At 35.5% G+C, this 18741-nt stretch carries 18 protein-coding genes, 1 pseudogene and 2 other annotated features; of the genes and pseudogenes, 8 read left to right on the top strand and 11 right to left on the bottom strand.

Annotation, left to right across the window (positions count from 1 at the left end; genetic code table 11):
- Positions 1-110 precede the first annotated feature (110 nt).
- Both BWGOE10_RS21850 and BWGOE10_RS21845 read right to left on the bottom strand, forming a co-directional pair.
- Positions 111-779, bottom strand: a complete 669-nt coding sequence (locus BWGOE10_RS21850) for an IS6 family transposase (RefSeq protein WP_070144932.1) — start codon at positions 777-779, stop codon at positions 111-113.
- 222 nt (positions 780-1001) lie between these two features.
- Positions 1002-1547, bottom strand: coding sequence for a helix-turn-helix domain-containing protein (locus tag BWGOE10_RS21845; protein WP_002015249.1), 546 nt, complete (start codon positions 1545-1547; stop codon positions 1002-1004).
- Between the two features lie 156 nt (positions 1548-1703).
- Here BWGOE10_RS21845 and BWGOE10_RS21840 point away from each other — a divergent pair, with 156 nt between their 5' ends.
- Together BWGOE10_RS21840 and BWGOE10_RS21835 are read left to right on the top strand one after the other, a co-directional pair.
- On the top strand, positions 1704-2108 hold the full coding sequence (locus BWGOE10_RS21840; protein ID WP_070144931.1) for a DoxX family protein: 405 nt from the start codon (positions 1704-1706) through the stop codon (positions 2106-2108).
- A 21-nt stretch (positions 2109-2129) separates the two neighbouring features.
- Positions 2130-2987 carry a VOC family protein gene (locus tag BWGOE10_RS21835; protein ID WP_070144930.1) on the top strand — a complete coding sequence of 286 codons (858 nt, stop codon included), beginning with the start codon at positions 2130-2132 and terminating at the stop codon, positions 2985-2987.
- Between the two features lie 18 nt (positions 2988-3005).
- Here BWGOE10_RS21835 and BWGOE10_RS21830 read toward each other — a convergent pair whose 3' ends face one another.
- The 3 genes from BWGOE10_RS21830 to BWGOE10_RS21820 form a co-directional block, all read right to left on the bottom strand.
- Positions 3006-3320, bottom strand: coding sequence for a 4a-hydroxytetrahydrobiopterin dehydratase (locus BWGOE10_RS21830; protein ID WP_070144929.1), 315 nt, complete (start codon positions 3318-3320; stop codon positions 3006-3008).
- A complete protein-coding gene (locus tag BWGOE10_RS21825; RefSeq protein ID WP_070144928.1) occupies positions 3301-5055 on the bottom strand; it encodes an aromatic amino acid hydroxylase in 1755 nt (584 codons plus the stop codon). The genes BWGOE10_RS21830 and BWGOE10_RS21825 overlap by 20 nt, the downstream gene beginning before the upstream one ends.
- A 160-nt stretch (positions 5056-5215) precedes the next feature.
- Positions 5216-5442, bottom strand: a binding site (T-box leader).
- A gap of 52 nt (positions 5443-5494) precedes the next feature.
- Positions 5495-5724: a binding site (T-box leader), on the bottom strand.
- Between the two features lie 70 nt (positions 5725-5794).
- Positions 5795-8542 (bottom strand): S8 family peptidase, encoded by a 2748-nt coding sequence (locus tag BWGOE10_RS21820; RefSeq protein WP_070144927.1) that lies wholly within the window; start codon positions 8540-8542, stop codon positions 5795-5797.
- A gap of 228 nt (positions 8543-8770) precedes the next feature.
- On the opposite strand from BWGOE10_RS21820, the gene BWGOE10_RS21815 reads away from it, so the two are divergent.
- Positions 8771-10009: a TolB family protein gene (locus BWGOE10_RS21815; protein WP_070144926.1), complete on the top strand. Its 1239-nt coding sequence runs from the start codon at positions 8771-8773 to the stop codon at positions 10007-10009.
- A 43-nt stretch (positions 10010-10052) separates the two neighbouring features.
- Here the strand turns inward: BWGOE10_RS21815 and BWGOE10_RS21810 are convergent, their stop codons facing one another.
- From BWGOE10_RS21810 to BWGOE10_RS21800, 3 genes are all read right to left on the bottom strand, one after another.
- Positions 10053-10175, bottom strand: a complete 123-nt coding sequence (locus BWGOE10_RS21810) for a DUF4023 domain-containing protein (RefSeq protein ID WP_000071861.1) — start codon at positions 10173-10175, stop codon at positions 10053-10055.
- A gap of 273 nt (positions 10176-10448) precedes the next feature.
- Positions 10449-11528 (bottom strand): RNA-guided endonuclease TnpB family protein, encoded by a 1080-nt coding sequence (locus BWGOE10_RS21805; RefSeq protein ID WP_033707985.1) that lies wholly within the window; start codon positions 11526-11528, stop codon positions 10449-10451.
- Between the two features lie 285 nt (positions 11529-11813).
- Positions 11814-12152, bottom strand: a complete 339-nt coding sequence (locus BWGOE10_RS21800) for a phosphoglycerate mutase (protein ID WP_070144925.1) — start codon at positions 12150-12152, stop codon at positions 11814-11816.
- Between the two features lie 169 nt (positions 12153-12321).
- On the opposite strand from BWGOE10_RS21800, the gene BWGOE10_RS21795 reads away from it, so the two are divergent.
- From BWGOE10_RS21795 to BWGOE10_RS21790, 3 genes and pseudogenes are all read left to right on the top strand, one after another.
- Positions 12322-12897 carry a histidine phosphatase family protein gene (locus tag BWGOE10_RS21795; protein ID WP_070144924.1) on the top strand — a complete coding sequence of 192 codons (576 nt, stop codon included), beginning with the start codon at positions 12322-12324 and terminating at the stop codon, positions 12895-12897.
- Positions 12898-13242, top strand: a pseudogene (locus BWGOE10_RS30450) (delta-aminolevulinic acid dehydratase); the annotation flags it as partial.
- A gap of 264 nt (positions 13243-13506) precedes the next feature.
- Positions 13507-14007: a DoxX family protein gene (locus tag BWGOE10_RS21790; RefSeq protein ID WP_070144923.1), complete on the top strand. Its 501-nt coding sequence runs from the start codon at positions 13507-13509 to the stop codon at positions 14005-14007.
- A 37-nt stretch (positions 14008-14044) separates the two neighbouring features.
- On the opposite strand, the gene BWGOE10_RS21785 is transcribed toward BWGOE10_RS21790, so the two are convergent.
- Complete coding sequence (locus tag BWGOE10_RS21785) at positions 14045-14920, bottom strand: alpha/beta fold hydrolase (protein WP_070144922.1); 876 nt, start codon at positions 14918-14920, stop codon at positions 14045-14047.
- Positions 14921-14935: 15 nt separating this feature from the next.
- Entirely contained in the window at positions 14936-15775 is an 840-nt protein-coding gene (locus BWGOE10_RS21780; protein ID WP_070144921.1) for a GNAT family N-acetyltransferase, read from the bottom strand.
- Positions 15776-16043: 268 nt separating this feature from the next.
- Here BWGOE10_RS21780 and BWGOE10_RS21775 point away from each other — a divergent pair, with 268 nt between their 5' ends.
- Positions 16044-17429, top strand: a complete 1386-nt coding sequence (locus tag BWGOE10_RS21775) for an alkaline phosphatase (protein ID WP_070144920.1) — start codon at positions 16044-16046, stop codon at positions 17427-17429.
- Between the two features lie 54 nt (positions 17430-17483).
- Positions 17484-17948 (top strand): hypothetical protein, encoded by a 465-nt coding sequence (locus tag BWGOE10_RS21770; RefSeq protein WP_070144919.1) that lies wholly within the window; start codon positions 17484-17486, stop codon positions 17946-17948.
- 26 nt (positions 17949-17974) lie between these two features.
- Here BWGOE10_RS21770 and BWGOE10_RS21765 read toward each other — a convergent pair whose 3' ends face one another.
- Positions 17975-18625, bottom strand: a complete 651-nt coding sequence (locus BWGOE10_RS21765; RefSeq protein WP_070144918.1) for a GTP pyrophosphokinase family protein — start codon at positions 18623-18625, stop codon at positions 17975-17977.
- Positions 18626-18741 lie beyond the last annotated feature (116 nt).

Genomic DNA, 18741 nt, shown 5'->3' with positions numbered 1-18741 from the left:
ATTTATCTGAATAAGTTTGAAATTTATCCCCTTTTTTAACCATAATAAAATCCCCTCCAAGTAAAAGTGTAACATCCATGTGTATTCATGGTCTTTTTACACTGTCTACCTTAAGGGGATAATATCAGGTCCCGTAAATCAAGCTGTTCTTTTTTAATCATATGCATGGCTGCTACCCCAGAAAGAATGGATGTAGTTGTGTCAAAACATTTGAGTCCTAGCATAGAACGGATTGGCTTCTTTATAAAGCGATGATCTTGTTCTACTATGTTATTCAAGTACTTTTGTTGTCTAAGTTGCATACCATCAGGTATGCTTTTTTCTTTTTTTAACTGTTCAATCGCTATAGGATAAGCTGGGTTCTTATCGACAGTTATAACACGCGGCTTTGAAACATGAAAAGACCGCAAAGCTTTCTTGAAAAAGCGCTTTACAGCCTTTTGGTCTCTTGTTTTGTTTAGGAAAAAATCAATTGTGTTTCCTTTCGAATCAACAGCACGATACAAATACATCCATTGACCTTTTACTTTGATATATGTTTCATCGACTCTCCAAGAGTCATTTGTTTGTTTGAGGTGACGACGGATTCGTTTGTCCAATTCAGGACCATACTGATGAACCCAACGCATAATCGTTGTATGAGAAATGGATAAACCCCGTTCTTCTAGCATTTCCACCAAATCATGAAAACTGAGGTTGTACCGTAGGTACCATCTTACCGTTAACAAAATAATATCAGGCTGATAATGCTTCCATTTGAATACATTTTCCTTTTCCATACCAATCACGCACTCTTTCTAAAGTAATAGTAACAGTATGTCCAAGATTTATAGATTCATTGCAATTCTCCTTAAGTTTTTGCACCAGAACCAACTAAATATTCGATCTTTATTTATTTCATTCATTATGTAAATAAAAAAGGATAATCAGCCCTCATAATGGACTAACTATCCTATAAATTATTATCTAAATTTAATAGGAAACAGGCTTCTTTTTATTATTTAGTAAACACGTTTTCGATTTTCCGCATGACTAGAGATAAGTAATAACGCAGATTCTTCACCTATATTGCGAACAATATGAGGAACGCATGCATTCCAAGAGAAAGAATCACCTTCTTCTACAATCGCAATATCTTCTCCATGTTGAACTTCTAGTTTTCCGCGTAATACAAGATGACACTCTTCACCTTCATGAGCATTTGGTGAGTTTTCTTTCGGGAATCCGGCAGAAATTTCTACTAGAGATAGGCGGAGACCACCTTGCTCCGCAACATGTTCAATTCTTTGTTCATCTTTTCCATACACACTGTATTTACGTTCTTCTTTTTTTACAATTTTCAAACGATCTTTTTGTTCTAACAATAAATATGGAAGGGGAACATTTAAAAAATTAGCGATCATTTCTAAAGTTGAGATAGATGGTGATGTTTTATTGTTTTCAACCTGACTCATAAAACCTTTAGAAAGACCTGTCCCTTCACAAATTTGGGCAATCGTAATTCCTCTACGTTGACGAATTTCACGTATTGCAGAACCAATATTCATAAAATCAAGCTCCTTTTTGTAAACAACTATTTGTATCATAGCAAAAAAAATATATTTATTCCTAATGAAAATGAATTGACGAATAAAAAAAATTAGTGTATGTTTTGTAATGTAAATAAAAGTTTTTTATAAGAAAACTATAAAGGGGAGAAAGAAATGAATCAACATATTGGTAACTTAATTATTCGTATCGTGTTAGGGGTAACGTTCTTTATGCACGGTTTAACAAAATTCCAATCGGGAATTGACAATATTGCAGGGTGGTTTACAAGTATTGGTTTACCAGGAGGACTTGCATACGGTGTAGCAACAGTTGAATTAGTTGGAGGTCTATTGTTAATTCTAGGTTTAGGTGTAAGATATATTGGTTTATTATTCGCACTTGTTATGGTTGGGGCGATTGTAAAGGTAAAATGGTCAGCTGGTTTGTTAGGGGACGGGAAAAATCCTGGATTTGAGTTAGAACTTGCATTATTAGCAATGGGTGCTTACTTATTTGTTGCGAAAGCTGACGGTTTTGTAGATAATTTCTTAAAAGAGAAAATGTTAAAGAAGAATTAATTTAAATGGGGGTATAACAAAATGGGCTTTCAACTTCATCCCGAAACAACACTTGGAACTGTTCATTTATATGTATCAAATGTAAAGAAATCGCTAGAGTTTTATACGGAAGTACTGCGAATGAAAGTGCTAAAAGAAGATGGAACTGTCGTTACATTTGGGAATGAAAATGACGAACCACTCCTAATAATCGAAGAAAAGAAAGAAGCTTTTCCGAAACAACGAGGTAGAACAGGTTTATATCATTATGCAATTTTATTACCTAATAGACAGGACTTAGCAAACGTTCTTCGTCATCTTGTAGAAATAGTATATCCACTGCACGGTGGGTCTGACCATTACTTTAGTGAAGCTCTTTATTTAGCTGATCCGGATGGAAACGGGATTGAAATTTATCATGATCGCCAAAAAGAAGTTTGGCGTGATGAGAATGGAGAGCTACCATTTGTTAGTAACCCATTAGCAGGTGAAGAATTATTGCAGCAAGGAAGTACATGGAATGGATTCCCGGCTGGTACTGTGATGGGGCATATTCATTTACATGTAGCTGACTTAGATGAAGCGAAACGTTTCTATGTTGATGGTCTTGGTTTTGATGTAACAATCCCAGCTCGTAATGGAGCATTGTTCGTATCAGCAGGCGGTTATCATCACCATATCGGTTTAAATACATGGCAAGGTGAAGGTATACCATCACAAATGCCAAATTCCGTTGGCTTAAAATATTTCACAATTGTACTAGCAGATGAAAAACAAAAAGAGCAAGTGTGTGAAAGCTTAAAATATATTGGCGTAGTTGCTACGTATAAAGATGGAATATTACAGGCCAAGGATCCGTTTGGACATTGTATACATTTTAAAGTAAAAGGAGAAGCCTAATTAAAGGCTTCTCTTTTTTTACTTTCTTATAATAGCTTTTTCATTTTGTAAAAATAGTTCATCAAATTGCTTTGCAAGGTCAAAATCTAGTTTCGTTAAACCTTTTGCATTCCATGATGACAAAGTAATAATGACTGCTTTATACTGGATAAGGATAAATGGGTGGTGATTATGTTCTTCTGATAGTTTGGCGGCTTCAGAGACAAATTCGACTCCTTTTAAGTAGTCGGAAAACATATATTTTCTTTCAATCCATTTTTCATCTTTCACTATCCATTTATCCAGCTTTGCTAATTCCTCTTGTACTTCTTCATTAGTTAATCGTAGCATCATTTTTCACATCCTTTATTGGAAGTAATGCAAGCCCGTTAGTGATAAGGCGTGTTACAGCTTCGTCAGTTGTGAAAGTAGAAAGTTGCTTTAATAAAACTGTTGATGTTTCGTGTCCTTTGTTATGTTGTAAAAGTAATTCTAAAATTTCAAGACGAAGTAACCATTCTTTCGGATAGAATGTATTTAACACTTCTTGAATGGCTATTAGTTGATCGACATGAGCGTCTTGTAATGTACCTTCATTACGAATGTCGCGAACTGTTTGATACATTCGTTCAAGGTCAGTCAGTGTAAGTGGAGCAGGCGTTTCTTGTACTTCTTCATTCATCGGGAAAAATGCAGCCGCATCTGCCGCTCCTGGGAATACAGAAGTGATTTGTGAGCCGACAGCCATATCAAATGCTCCCCATGAAGGATCAAATAATAAGCGGTCTTTATGAGTAACTGTACAATTTATAAAGGAGATTAGAGCAATTTTTTTATCATTCTTTACAATGTCTGTTACTGTTCCTTTTACATGAATGCCACTTGCAAAAGTAAACTCTGCACTATTTCCAATTGTAATGCCTAATGATTGTAATTGTTCTTCTGTACAATTTTCTAATGCAATATCTCTATCTAGTAATCCGATTGGTGTCCCAAATCCATCGCTGTGCACAGATGTAGAATGATTTACTAGTTGTTTATTATGAATTGCTAATGCAGTTGGTGAGCTTGTTCGTGTGTAAATAACTTCACCAGTATCATTTTTAATTGTCTCTGTAAATGTACCCGTAATTTGTAATCCGCTACTTAGTTCAGTTGTAGCATGATTTTCGGAGCGAATTGCTTTTTCTAATCCTTCTGTGCCACCTGTTTTGAATGCCATCGTTTCAGAGAACTTCTCAAGTGCCTCAGTCAACTCTTCAAATGATTCACAAACAAATAGCTGTGGCTGCATTTTTGTCACGTCATAAGTTGTCCCTGTGCAAGCTTCAATTGAGAATGGAACTTTTTCTACAGCATCTGTTAAGCAATGCTTGCTTTCACCAACAGAAGAAAGGAGACCAGCACCGTAGATTTTTGGATCGTCTATATTTCCAATCAATCCGTATTCCACTGTCCACCAGAAAAGACGTGAAATTTGTTCTGCTTCTGATAAACCAGAAACTAAGTTTTGTTTTGCGATTACAGTATTTTCAGCAACTGCAACTTCTTCAGGTGTAGAAGTTGGGCTTTCTTTTACAATCGTTAATGTACGAACAGCTTCAAAAGCCTCATGTTCTTCTTTTGTTGAGAAAGCTTTCGCTCCAATTTGTCCAAAGCGCTTCACATATTTTGCATATGTAGAATCAAGTAAAATCGGTGCGTGTCCTGCTGCTTCATGAACGATATCAGGAGCTGGTGTATACTCGATATTTTCTACTTTACGAATATCTGTTGCGATTGGTAGTAATCCGTGCCCCTGAAAATCGAAGAATGCTACGCCGGGAATAAGTCCGTCAATCGTTACAGCTCCCCAGCCGCTTGGTGCTAAGCAGTCATTCATTTCTTCTACTTTTGGAATTGCATCTATATTAATACCAGATGATTGTAGTCCGTTAACATAGGCTGGATGAGCAACATCTTTTAAGAAGTTATGGTTTTGTCTCATAATGTAACGCCAAACAGCGTGATTCACCGGTGTGTATTGATCATAATGCTGTGTGGATACGAATGGTTTTAAATGTGATGGAATTTCTGTTTTCTTTGTCATTTAGACATCCTCCTTTTTTCTATAAAAATGAATATCGGTTCGTATAGATTGCACCACCTCCTTTCAAAATTGTAAGCGCTTATAAAATTTTATCATAAGATTCGGAATTATTTAATAACTGTTTGTGTGAGAAATAGAAAAAGCCCCTATCGGAAAATCCGATAGGGGCGAAAGAATCGCGGTACCACCCTATTTGTAAGTGAAAATACACTTACATCTCAATAATGATAACGGAAAAACTCCGTCTTTTCCTTCATGCGTACAAGCACTACGAAAAAGAAGCTCCAGAATTGTAATTCGTACTTATATATGTGCTAATTTCCAGCGACCACTAGCTCTCTGTAACAGGGATATAATATACTACTGCGATTCTTTCAACGCGTATATATGAAGTTGTATAAAAAGGGAAGGACGCAAAAAAGCCCCTATCGGAAAATCCGATAGGGACGATAAAAATCGCGGTACCACCCTATTTGTAAACAGAAAAATTGTTTACCACTCACTTTAAGATAACGGAAAGATCCGTCCTTCTCTTCATGCATCATGTGCACTACGGGAAAGAAGCTCCAGAATTGTAATTCACGCTTGTATATGTACTGATTCGCACCAACCATCAGTTCTCTGAGACAGGGATATAAGTCGCTACTAGTATTCCTTCAAAGCCGATATATAATTCGTTCAACTAAACTATGTTTTGTATTATAAAACTATAATTAAAAGTTTGTCAACAATAATTTTATTATTTCACTTCTAAATCGACGTTTAAATTAGAAGTATTTCCGGCTGCATCAGTTGCTACAATGTGGATTGTATTTTTCCCTTGTTGTAATTGATTGCGATCGAAATAAATTTCAAAGTTTTTCTCCCAATGGTTCAAGAAGGCATTTTCCCATACGCCATTTCCATTAATTTCATACTGTATCGTTACTGGATGTCCTGGAGCAACCCATCCGGATTCTGTCATCCAATCTAAAAGTATATCATCTACTTTCCCTCTAATTACAAGGTTTTCTTGATCTACTTCAGGTGATAATTTCGGTGCAGTGCGGTCGACGAACACAGCTCCCGTTTGTTTTGTTTCTCCTCCAGAATTAGAAGCGACAGCTTCAATTTGGTATAAGCCATCAGGTAGAGGGGATCCATCAGTTTTCGTGCCATTCCATTTGAAAGATTTATAACCTGGTGTTTCATTTTTTCCTTGATAAACGATTCCTTGATATGTTACTCGGTCTTTCGTAATCAAATTAGCATGAAACGTTACATCTTCAACTGGTGTAACTAAATAGTAATTGATAAGGTTGTCATCTAGTATTCGGTCATTATTTGGACTGAAAGTAGAATTAACGATTTCAAGGCCATCAATACGTTTGTATTCTTTCGGATCAATGCTAAATGTAAATGGAATACGCATTTCTTCAGTCTTCCCTTGCTCTTTTACGTATAGATTTCCCGTATATACACCTTGTGGTAAGGAGCTATCTACAGTAATAGTAAAAGGCTTTTCGATGTTACTATTAGGTTTCATACTAATAGAAGAAGGGAAAGAAGTCTGGACTTTTGTTTTTGTATCTAGTAATTCAATGCGAGTTGAAAAGTTTTTCTTTTTGTTAGAAAGATTTTGTAACGTAATATTTTGTGTTAACTTTACTTTACCGCTATTAGGTTTAATAAGACCGAAACTTACATTGTTTGGTTTCACTAATGCATCTGCTTTTGCTGCTTTTGGAATGTTAATTAAACCAGATCCTTGTGCCATGACAGGATATGTATTTTCATTGACATCCTTTAATGTTTTTGCAGTGTTGGCAAGAGCTGCTTTTAATTGTTCTGTCGTCCAATCAGGATGCATTTGACGCAGCAGGGCAACAGCTCCCGTTACTTGCGGCGCAGCCATACTTGTCCCATTGTGAGATTCATAGCCACCTCTTGGCACTGTACTTGTAATTTGTACGCCAGGTGCAACAACATCCGGCTTTATAAGCCAACTTCCTTGTGATGGTCCCCTTGAACTAAAGTTACCAATAAGCTCTGTTTGGTTTGGTTGTCCAATTTTTATATTTTTCTTTCGTTTTGTAATTAAATTTTTCAACTCTTCACCATTCGTATTGGATAGTTGCATAACTGGAAGAGCTACATCTTCACGTCCAAAATATTCTGGCATAATATTAATTTCTTTTTCGTTAGAAATTAGTAGCACGCCGAGAGCGCCAGCTTGTTTCGCTTGTTCTGCTTTTACTAACGTGCTTGAAGTTCCTTGTAAGACAAGGGCGAACTTACCTTTTACATCTTGTTTAGCATAATCACTTGGATTACCGTAGCCGACATATACAAGCTGAGCATCGTTTCCTACTTGGAAATCTGATTTTGATAACGGTAATCCTTGGTAAGGTTTATTGGAACCAGCTACTTGGAATGTTGGAAATGGGATAGAAACTGTAGATGCTCCAACAGAGATGACACTACTTGCGTTACCAGGAGCGTCAACAGACCAAGGTTTTGGTCCATCATTTCCATTTGAGACGACCGCAGTAACACCAAGCTTTGCTGCGCGTTCTAGCGTCATTGTTACAGGTTGATCAGGTACATTCAAATCTTGACCAAGAGATAGATTTAAAACATCGGCACCATCTTGAATCGCGCGCTCAATACCTTGAATAATATCATCGGTCGTACCAGTACCACCATCATTCATGACACGGTAAGCGAGTATAGAAGCATTCGGAGCAATCCCCTTTATTTTTCCGTTACCAGCAATAATTCCAGCAACATGGGTACCGTGGACGTTTCCATCCATCGGATCATTATCTTCATCGACTGTATCATAGCCACCGATATAATTTGCTTGTAAATCAGGATGAGTATAGTCGACACCTGAATCGATAATAGCGACTTTCATTCCTTTTCCATCAAGAGGTTTGCCAGTTGGATCTTTTAAATTCCAAGCTTCAGGTGCACCAACTGTAGGGCCGCCAACATATGGTGTTTCTTGATCCGCTGGGCTTTTTGATGTTTCATGTAACTTATATGTTAAGTTCGGATAAATTGCTTTTACTTCAGGTAAAGAAGCTAAAGCAGCAATTTGATCTCCTGGGATAGAAATAGAAAACCCGGAAAATAATGTACTATACGTTTCTTTTATCGTTGCCTTCGGTGCTTTATCTTTAATTTTTTTTGTTGTATCCTCTTGTGCCTTTTTTAGTTGCGCATGGTATGATTGCACATTGCTATTTTTTAGATCTGGAGCATGCTGAATGTTACTTTGTGAAGTGAGTGGAGCATGTTGCAATTCTACAATGACTGAAATTTCTTTTGATGTTTTTGTTTCAACATTTTGCGCGATTTTATTTTCTCCCCATTGTTCAATATTCGCTTTTAACTGTGGACTAAATTGCTTCTCTTTTTGCAGTGATTCAGCATGGGCGCTTAATGCTCCAAAACTCGAAAAGACGAGCGCCATACTTAATAGTGTAGATGTAGTTTTTTTCATTGAAACTCCCCCTAATAAAAAGTGCCAATATTCAGAAGAGTTATCTTACATTTTTGTCATTAAATATAAAAATGAATGTTGGCTAAACTATACTTTCGACATAATTCATACCAATCCTCTTTGAATTGAAAATTTCTTGGGAAATTTTTGGGGATTATGTCGAATGGCTAAAATTGCATATAGTAAGCGGAATATGAGGAATGCTAAAGGGGAAAATGGGGGTGCTATATGAAAAGGTTTATAGTAAGTGGAATCGTGATTCTGTGCCTTTTTTTCTGTTTAAGTTCTATTACTAGCGCAGAAAACAATGGAGTAAAAGTTGCCTTTATTCGTAATCATAATCTATGGATTAAAGTCGGTGAGAAAGAAAAACAAATTACAAAAGGAGAGTACATAGCAGGGCCGAAATGGTCACATAATGGAGAATGGCTTGCATATGCAAAAGGAAAGAAGCGAAATCATTTGGAACTGTATCGGCTGAAAGATGGAAAGAAAGTTACACCAATTCAACCAGAAGCATCGAATTATCAATGGTCACCAACAGAGAATGTAATTGCATTTGTATTTGCACGTACATTAAATATATTTGATGTTGAAAAAAAGAAAGCAGATTTTGAAAATGTAGCCAATGGTGTAGGTGACTATGCATGGTATCCTGATGGTAAGAAGTTTCTTGTATCATCAGAAGCGTACTTGCTTCCAACAGGATGGACAGGTGCCCAGTTATATGAAATACAAAAGGATGCAAATATGAATCCTCATAAGATGAAACATTTATATGCACTACCGAATGAGCATGATGACTTTTTAGCATTAGTTGGAAGTGGATTTAAGTGGTCGCCAGATCAAAAGTGGATTTCGTTTTTGGCAGTACCAACAGCTTCTTTGTCAGCGGATAGTAATACACTTTGCTTAATTCGATCAGACGGCAGTCGTTTTGAAACAGTAGATCAAATGTTATTAAACACACAATGGTTCAAATGGGCGCCATCAAAAAATATATTAGCCTATATTGAAGGAAGCGGGAGAGTTGCATTAGAGAATAAACATTTAAAAGTGAAAGAATTGCCGGCTCTCCAGCAAAATACATTTACTCCAAAAGGCTATGTTGATTGGGATTTCACATGGAAGAACGATAATGTAATTATCGTTTCAAGGGCAAAGGAAGCAGAGCTATCGGTCCCTCTAGAAAAAAGACCACTACCATCTTTATATGAAGTAAATAGTATAAACGATGAACAAAATCAAATTACAAAGCCATCAAATAGCCAAGGCGATTATAACCCTATTTTTATTAAGAAGAGCAACCAATTAATGTGGCTCCGTTCAAATCGTAAGAAAGCTGATGTATGGCTTGCTCATAGCGATGGGAAATATGAAAAGAAGTGGATTGAAAATATAGATGTGCCAGAGTGGTATTATGAGAAATGGAATTGGGAAGATGTCGTTTCGGTTAAAGACAAGTAAAAAAACCTGCCTAAAATATAATTTTTAGGCAGGTTTTTCAATGTTATTTATGTGTTTTATTTGGCTTTTTTTTCGCAGGGTTTCCGTTCCCTTGGCGCTTTCTATTTTGTTCATCTTTTGCTTGTTTTTCATGTAATGTATCTAAAAAGTCATTTGAGTTACTCATTTTTATATCTCTCCTTTTTTCATTGCGTCCTAGTTACTATAACCATTTAGGAGGATAATCATGAGATAAAAGTTAAGCGCTTAGTTTTCTTCGGTAGTATAAGTAAAATAGTCCATACTTGAGACTCCCACGACTAAAGTCGCAAGCCCGAATCCTTACGGATTTACGGGTGGGATTCTTGAATGACTAAGCGTTCGCAATCCATTTCTGCTTTGAACAGCCTTCAAGATAAGGGCATCTCATTGCCCCTCCTAAACCAGACCATAAAGGTGCTTAGGCTGATTGACTGTTACCATCAATCACAGTTGCGCAGCGAATATTCATCGCTCCAACGATATCACGATGTGTCTTAAACCCACATGGACACTTATATTTTCTATCTTGAGCCTTATTCTTTTTAGCACATTTCGGACAACTTTGACTTGTATAAGCTGGATTCACATATTCAATCTGAATACCAGCTATCATTGCTTTATACGAAATAAATTGTGACAAACGATAGAATGACCAAGTGTGTAGGTTTTTTTCGTTTTTACGGCTTGTTCTTGCCGTCTGTCTTATATTCGTTAGTTGTTCTAATCGAATGACAGAAATATGATTTGCAATCGCAAAATTAATAATCTCACGACTTATTTTGTGATCTTTATCTTGCATCCATCTTTGCTCTTTATCATCCATTCGCCGAATGGCTTTCACCTTTTTGTCTTTTCCTAACTTCTTACGAACACTACGAAACTTACGCTTCTTATATTTATTGTGCCTACCACTCCCAAAGAAACGAACCTTATCATCATCTGTGATTGCTACCGCAGGGACCTTGAGACCTAAGTCTACGCCTAAAATTTTCGTTCCTGTCCTTTTATTGATAGGAAGTGTGACAGATATTTGGGCTATCCATTTATTCGATTTCTTTGTGATGCGAAGTGTACCTAATTTATGTTTTAACAGATTCAGATTACGATTGTTTTTATCACTTAATAAAGCTCGGATTTTTACACGAGTCGACTTTCCATTTACCTTAAATGGGATTGAAATATAAGTAGGTTCAAATGAATAATTTTGATTGTTCCATACACAAACAGGTCTCTTTAGAATTGGGATGATTTTATAATGGCTTTTCTTTACTTTTGTAGCAAACAAACTTTTCGCATCTTTAATCGCTTGATTTTTCACTGCACTTGGGATATTTGCTTCAATATCTTTTGTGCTTTTTTTCGTACTTTTCTTTGCTTCCACCATTTCCGATACAAGTGTATTTATAACTTTTATATATTCTTGACTGCTTTGTTCCAATAAACAGATTTGTCCTTTTGTTGGAATCAATTTCACTTTCACTGTTAGGGTCTGTGACATACGTTTCATCCCCTTGTTTTTTTGATTTTCAACATCGTGTTCATTTGATACATTTCTAGCAATCATAACAAAATCAGAACGTGTTTATAAACTTTACAACTGCATGAAACGAGGAGATCTTCCTCTCAAACACTTTGAAATATTCTTCTATCATCATTTATTCTAGTTATATCATTTATTTTCGAAAGATTCCAATAAAACTCCGAAGAAACTACCTATACTTTGGATACTTAAAGTACCACGAACCTTGCGATTTTTAGTGGTACTCCGTATCCAACCTCACTTTCATCCCATGCCTAAAGGCGATGGGCTTTCTTGTTCGGGAAAAGCTGTAATGAATAATATAAGTAAAACTTGTAACTCTACATTTTCTTTTAAAATAGTTGCGACAGAATATGGTAAGTAAGGTGATGTATCGCTCGTTCCTAAACCTAACCATTTGTTTAAGAGGTTAATGATACAAAATATGAAAACACCAGACCAGCTTGCGATAATTGCTTTTTGCTTAATTTTTGTTTCACGCTCATCATCTGTAATCCAAGGATTAGCAGTTTTATCACTATTAAGAAAGCCATTTATGTATCCCCATATGATCATTCCGATAAAGAAGATAATCCATTTCATATTTGTAATCCTCCTCTTCTTGTAAAAAGTATTTTACATATATAATCGTAATGTTTTCCAAATATTGATGGCAAATACTTTTTACATCCTGCTTTTTAAAATAGCAGGAGTAAAGAAAAAAATAGGGAAGAAATATGTGAGACTATTTCCTAGTGAGAGGAAGAGGAGAATGAAACTTGTCTTTGTTCGGCATGGTGAAGGTGAGCATACGAAAGATTTACCATTAAGTTTACAAGCGGTGAATCCGTCATTGACGGGTGTGGGAAAGAAGCAGGCAAAATTGCTTCAGCGCGATGTACCATTACAAGAAAAGGATATATTAATCGCTAGTCCTGCACTTCGAACTTTACAAACTGCGACAATATGGAGTGCGGAAGTTGCTTGTCAAAAAATTGTTCACCCATATATATCCCCGCGTATTTTTCCTTATCGGGAATCCGCCAAAACATTACCGTGCGATCAATTGTTAGATCGAAAGATAATAAAAAATTTATTTCCACATTTTTCATTAGAAGAAAGTACAAATGAATTGTTATGGAATGAGGGAGTCAATATCATCTCGGAGATGGAATTTCAGCAAATAGTAGATGAATTTCTGCACTGGTGCTATCAGTTAAAAGCAGAAAAAATTTGTATCGTTTCACATGATGGAACAATTACAGCGTATAGGCAATATTTACAGAAAGTCGCTTTAACTAGAGCTGATTTTTTGAAAGAAACGGGTATGTATGAAATGGACTTATAGGAGGGGGAATTTGTAATGAAAGAGTTAGGAGAAGATGTGTACGACTTAAATGAGCCGAGAGTATACTTTGGCGTAGCGGAAATTAAGTAATATGCAAAATTGCATATTACACATATTTTAAATGGTTGGTATAAGTTTTGGGGAGTTGAAACTAGTAGAATCTTTTTTACATAGTGATGTAAAATCATATGTTGGATCGATAGATTATGTAGATGGAAATGTAGCGCTTATGTTTATAATACGCTTATTTTACGGGCTTATTAACCATAAAAAACGTTAGAAGAGGCTTTTCAAGAAGCGAGATTAACCGATGAGGGGACACATACATTTCGATTATATAAATAGCGTGAAACACGTTTATTCTATATTCGAATAAACGTGTTTCACATTTAACTCACAGTTTTTTTACACTTTTTTCAATGAAAATGATTATCACCTGTGGTATGATATGTTCAAGTTTTTACAGGTAATAAAAGTAACTATATATACGTTAGTATTTAATGTTTTGTATGCATGTCATAAATTATTCATAATTAACATTTTAAAAGTAAGTAACTAATGTTATTATATTATCTGTAACTGACTTAATTACAACTTTAGGAGGAAGATATGATTATTCAATTTTTAAGAGAAAACAAAGCAGTTTCTTTTGTATTAGCGATAATTCGAGTGTATCTTGGTTACACATGGGTAATGGCTGGAATCGGTAAACTACAAGGAAAAGGCTTCGATGCAACTGGTTATTTACAAGGTGCAATTGAAAAATCTAAAGGAGCACAACCAGCTGTTCAATCTTGGTGGGCATCATTCTTACAAGATTTTGCAATTCCAAACGTTGATTTATTTAATACACTTGTAACATGGGGAGAAATTTTAGTCGGAATTGGTTTAATTGTAGGCTGTTTAACAAAAACAGCGGTCTTTTTCGGTCTTGTAATGAACTTTTCCTATATGTTTAGTGGGTCAATTGGTGTGAATCCGGAAATGGTTATCTTATCTATGTTCGTTCTTGTTTCTGGTATGAATGCTGGAAAACTTGGAATTGATGGCTTCGTTATTCCAAAAGTACTAGGATCAAAAATTCAAAAACGTCAAAAGCAAGCTGCTTAATATATGAAAAACGGGTATCTCCAAATGAGATACCCGTTTATTTTTCAGCACTTATAGGATTTTTTTCGAAGAAATCTTTTACATACCCTACAAATTCTTGTGGCTCTTGACGAAATGGAGCATGATAACCCTTTTCAATAATATGGAAAGTGCTATTTTTTAAGAATTGATGATAAGTTTCGCCTTCTTTCCAAGAAACGCTACTATCATTTCTTCCCCATATAATTAAAGTTGGTTGTTTTATTTCATTTGCATTGATTTGAAGACGTCTAGGCCATAACTTCATTTTATTATAATGTTCTTCATCATTGCGCTTGAATTTAACTTTGCTCTCATCATAATCTGCAATAGAAGAAACGGCACTTAAATCAGTCGACAACTTTGGTTTTGGTGAACCTTGTTTATTAATGAACGTATGAGGGCCGCCTGTAGCATCAGTTAAAATAAGGTGGGTAACCGCTTCAGGGTATAAATATGTTAAATTAAGAGAAATTTCTCCACCCATCGAATGTCCCAGTATTGCGAATGAGTCATACCCTAGTTTTTTCATTAACTTATAATACAAATTTGCATGAGTTGGGAAAGAATAATAAAAATCCATCGGCTTAGAGGAACGTCCGAACCCTAAAGCATCAACAGAAATAATTGTATGATCTTTTGCTAAATCTGAGTAAATCTTTTGAAAACCATCTGATGATCCACCAAATCCATGAATCATAAGTAAAGGTGGTTTCTTGCTGCCAATTTGCTTAAAGTAAATAGTTTGTCCATCTATTTCAACCATTTTTTCTTCTGTAGTTAATTTCGCGGTAATTGTATTTTTTACTTGTTCTACGGGCTTTTCTGCTGCACTACATCCTACTAGTAATGTAAGAGTCAGACAGCTCGCCATAAAATAGCTAAGTCGCTTCAATTAGTTGTCCCCTTTCTAACATAACGCTGCATCTATCATAGCAAATAGCATATTACGATTTCCAGGAAGTTGATTACCATTCTTTATCATAAGAGGTGAAAGAAGTGTTTCATGGAAATTTTCTGTTTGAAGAAATTTTCGAAATACGAATTGTGAATGAGGAACATCGATACGTACTGTTCCATTCCACAATTTACAAATCATTTCTAATAACTGAATAGAGTCTTCTTCTTTTTTAGAAATAAGTGGAGTAATACATAGCACATCTCCTTTTTGTATGCATAAAGCAAAAGCATCTATTTGATTATCCCGTTCTATTTTAAATGAGTAGGTTGCTCTCGATAGTAGCGATGAATAAAGCTTAGAACGATGAGCACCAGTCGCAGTTTGATCAAGAAAAACAAGAGAAGGAAGATCATATTGCTGAATTTGTTTTATGGGAACAGAATTTGTACTTATGTGAGTCGCTTGTTTTTCGAAACGATGAATTGTTGTTATTGATTGAAATCCATAAGATTCATATAAAGGTTCACCAGCTTTTGTTGCAATGAGCAGAATAGGAAGCGATGAATGAGCTAGAGTTAAACTGTTGTTTAGCAAAATACGGCCAATTCCTTGTCTTTGAAAATCAGGATGTACGATTAACATACCGATAGAAGAAAATCCAGGGGCAAACGAAAAGACCCCGCCCGCTGCAATAAGTTTATTCTCATGTACATAGCCAAAAATTGTGCCAATGGAAAGGTACATATGGAATTGCTCTTTCATGAAACTCTCATGCTGTAACCACCCGACTGATTTGCAAAGAGAGAGTAAATCTGGAATGAAAGATGTGTCTAGTTTTACTGTTTTCATAAAGTTCACCATATTTCTATTTAAATTAGAAAAAATAAGAATAATATTACGAAATGTAAAATAATAGGTTCGTATTAAAAGCAATCCAACATGTTTATATTATCTTTGTAAAGGGCATTATGCTTGATATGAAAAGACAAACTTATACAAATTATAACTGAAATTTACATAAGTTAATAAAAAATTTACATATAACTCATTTTCTCTTAACAGTCTTCTATTAAATTTGATAGTGGGAAATGAATAACCTAATTAGGGGGACAAGACAGTGAAAAAGTTTGTAAAAAAAGCATGGCCATTTGCAGTTGTGGCGTCGTTAGCGGTTACTTCGATAGCGACATGGAATTTTACACGTTCTAGTGAGGTTAATGCGGATGAGAACGGAAGTAATGCAAAGATTAAAAATGTCATTGTATTAATTGGGGATGGTATGGGACCTTCATATATGACAGCTCATCGTTATATGAAAGATAATCCAAAAACATTTGAGATGGAATCTACAGAATTTGATAAGCATCTTGTAGGAACACAAAAAACATATCCGGAAGATGAACATGAAAATATTACAGACTCTGCATCGGCAGCTACTGCGATGTCAGCAGGTATAAAAACATATAACGCAGCTATTGCAGTAGATAATGATAAAGCTGAAGTGAAAACAGTATTGGAGCAAGCGAAAGAAAGAGGGAAATCAACGGGACTCGTTGCAACTTCTGAAATTACGCATGCAACGCCAGCCGCTTTCGGTGCACATGATATTAGTCGTAAAAATATGGATTCAATTGCAAATGATTACTTTGATGAGAAAATTAAAGGTAAGCATAAAATAGATGTCATGCTTGGCGGTGGCGTCAATAACTTTGTTAGAAAAGACCGCAATCTTACAGAAGAGTTTAAGAAGTCCGGTTATAGTTATGTAACAGATCGTAATCAATTATTAAATGATAAAAGTGATCAAGTTCTTGGTTTATTTGCACCAGGTGGTTTAGATAAAATGATTGACCGTAATGATAAAACACCGTCATTAGAAGAGATGACAAATGCAGCGATTGAGCGCTTGAACAAAAATAAAGATGGTTTCTTCTTAATGGTCGAAGGTAGTCAAATTGATTGGGCTGGACATGATAATGATATTGTCGGTGCAATGAGTGAAATGGAAGACTTTGAAAAAGCATTTAAAGCAGCAATTGAGTTTGCGAAAAAAGATAAAAATACATTAGTTGTTGCAACCGCGGACCACTCTACTGGCGGATTATCTTTAGGTGCGAATGGTGAGTATAACTTTAAAGTAGATCCGATTAAAGCTGCGAAACGTACGCCAGACTTTATGGCAAATGAGATTGTAAAAGGTGCAAATGTAGAAGAAACATTGAAAAAGTATATTGATCTACAATTAACACCAGAAGAAATTAAAGCTGTAAATGATATAGCTCCATCAAAAGATGTAACAAAGATTGATAATGCAATTGAAGATATCTTCAATAAGCGTTCGGTTACAGGTTGGACAACGGGTGGACATACAGGTGAAGATGTGAACGTATATGCATTCGGACCAGGTAAATACTTATTCTCTGGCGTTCAGGAGAATACAAATATAGCTAAACGTGTCTTTGACATCGTTGGCGGCGGCGACCCGAATAAAGGAAGACGCTAATTATAAATGAAAGTGAGGCGAAATGCCTCACTTTTCTTTTTAGGAGATGGAAAGATGAGAGTTTTTTTAGGGAAATTAAGATTCCTTCTAGTATTTGTATTATTGCTAGTTGGATGTCAATCTCAAGAGAATAATATAGAACAAAAATCTGCTGGAAAAACTGAGGAAAAGGTACATATAACGAAAGAAGAAGAGAAATCCATTCAAGATGTTATTGAGGCATTTGTACGGACGACGAATGAAAAAAATCTTGCTGAACATATGGAGTTATTTTCAAAGAAGATGCCTAGTGCTGAAGACTTAAAAACACAAAAGGAAGCGGCATTTCAAAAGGGAAATAAGAAAATAGAATTGGAACATATGAATATGAAAGCTCTTAAAGGTGGGCTTGTTATTGTTGAAACGGCGGAAAAAGAAGTAGATGGAGGGGTTACTCTTCAGAAGAAAATGCAGTATGCACTTGGAAAAGAAGACGAAGGGTGGAAGATTGAAGAGGTTCGTACGATAGAGAAGAAATAAAAAAGGTTCTCATAGGAGAGAACCTTTTAAAGTGGTAATAATATTTGATTTGAACATGCTTCAATGTCATCAATATCTTGACGGATTGTTGCCATCTTATTATCGAGGTCTTCAGCTTTCATAGCAGCATCGTGTAGTTCATCCTTCAAATAATCAGGTATGTTTCCTTCATATTTGTAGTAAAGTTTATGTTCTAAACTTGCCCAAAAGTCCATCGCAAGTGTACGTAATTGAATTTCTGCAAATACATCTTTCGTACCAGAATTTAGTGACAATGGATATTTAATAATCATATGCAAACTTTTATAGCCATTTCCTTTTGGATTAGCAATATAATCTTTTACTTCTACAATTTCCATATCTTCACGATTTTCAATAACCTCTTTTAAATGGTAAATATCTTCTACAAAGCAACATGTAATACGGATGCCAATAATATCTTGTAATTGTGTTTGAGCATTTTCAACTGTTGGTGATAAGTTTTTACGCTCAAGCTTCCTAATGATACTTTCGGGTTGTTTAAGTCTTGTTTTTATATGTTCAAACGGGTTGTAGTCTTCTAAAAATTGAGCTTCCCGGTTCATAATTTCAAATTTAGTTTTTAACTCTTCTAAAGCGAATGTATAAGGTAATACAAAAGCTTTCCAGTAGTTAACGGTTGATTGGTTATATTCCATTTATATACACACCTTTTCTTATTTACAAGTGAAGTTGTTATTATACTAAACACCAAATCATGTAGGCGCAAGCAGCAAATGATGAGATCATAAAGCGATATTTAGTTTTCATATTT

This window comes from Bacillus mycoides, from assembly GCF_001757995.1.
GTDB classification, from domain to species: domain Bacteria; phylum Bacillota; class Bacilli; order Bacillales; family Bacillaceae_G; genus Bacillus_A; species Bacillus_A mycoides_B.
The sequence above is the reverse complement of the archived record's forward strand: the minus strand, read 5'-3'. Positions and strand labels throughout refer to the sequence as shown.

Coding starts and splice junctions, on each gene's coding strand:
- BWGOE10_RS21790 (WP_070144923.1), top strand. CDS start 13,507: ATGATTATTCAATTTTTAAGAGAAAACAAAGCAGTTTCTTTTGTATTA.
- BWGOE10_RS21765 (WP_070144918.1), bottom strand. CDS start 18,625: ATGGAATATAACCAATCAACCGTTAACTACTGGAAAGCTTTTGTATTA.
- BWGOE10_RS21840 (WP_070144931.1), top strand. CDS start 1,704: ATGAATCAACATATTGGTAACTTAATTATTCGTATCGTGTTAGGGGTA.
- BWGOE10_RS21850 (WP_070144932.1), bottom strand. CDS start 779: ATGGAAAAGGAAAATGTATTCAAATGGAAGCATTATCAGCCTGATATT.
- BWGOE10_RS21810 (WP_000071861.1), bottom strand. CDS start 10,175: ATGAGTAACTCAAATGACTTTTTAGATACATTACATGAAAAACAAGCA.
- BWGOE10_RS21825 (WP_070144928.1), bottom strand. CDS start 5,055: ATGACAAAGAAAACAGAAATTCCATCACATTTAAAACCATTCGTATCC.
- BWGOE10_RS21830 (WP_070144929.1), bottom strand. CDS start 3,320: ATGATGCTACGATTAACTAATGAAGAAGTACAAGAGGAATTAGCAAAG.
- BWGOE10_RS21815 (WP_070144926.1), top strand. CDS start 8,771: ATGAAAAGGTTTATAGTAAGTGGAATCGTGATTCTGTGCCTTTTTTTC.
- BWGOE10_RS21795 (WP_070144924.1), top strand. CDS start 12,322: ATGAAACTTGTCTTTGTTCGGCATGGTGAAGGTGAGCATACGAAAGAT.
- BWGOE10_RS21805 (WP_033707985.1), bottom strand. CDS start 11,528: ATGTCACAGACCCTAACAGTGAAAGTGAAATTGATTCCAACAAAAGGA.
- BWGOE10_RS21770 (WP_070144919.1), top strand. CDS start 17,484: ATGAGAGTTTTTTTAGGGAAATTAAGATTCCTTCTAGTATTTGTATTA.
- BWGOE10_RS21835 (WP_070144930.1), top strand. CDS start 2,130: ATGGGCTTTCAACTTCATCCCGAAACAACACTTGGAACTGTTCATTTA.
- BWGOE10_RS21800 (WP_070144925.1), bottom strand. CDS start 12,152: ATGAAATGGATTATCTTCTTTATCGGAATGATCATATGGGGATACATA.
- BWGOE10_RS21780 (WP_070144921.1), bottom strand. CDS start 15,775: ATGAAAACAGTAAAACTAGACACATCTTTCATTCCAGATTTACTCTCT.
- BWGOE10_RS21820 (WP_070144927.1), bottom strand. CDS start 8,542: ATGAAAAAAACTACATCTACACTATTAAGTATGGCGCTCGTCTTTTCG.
- BWGOE10_RS21845 (WP_002015249.1), bottom strand. CDS start 1,547: ATGAATATTGGTTCTGCAATACGTGAAATTCGTCAACGTAGAGGAATT.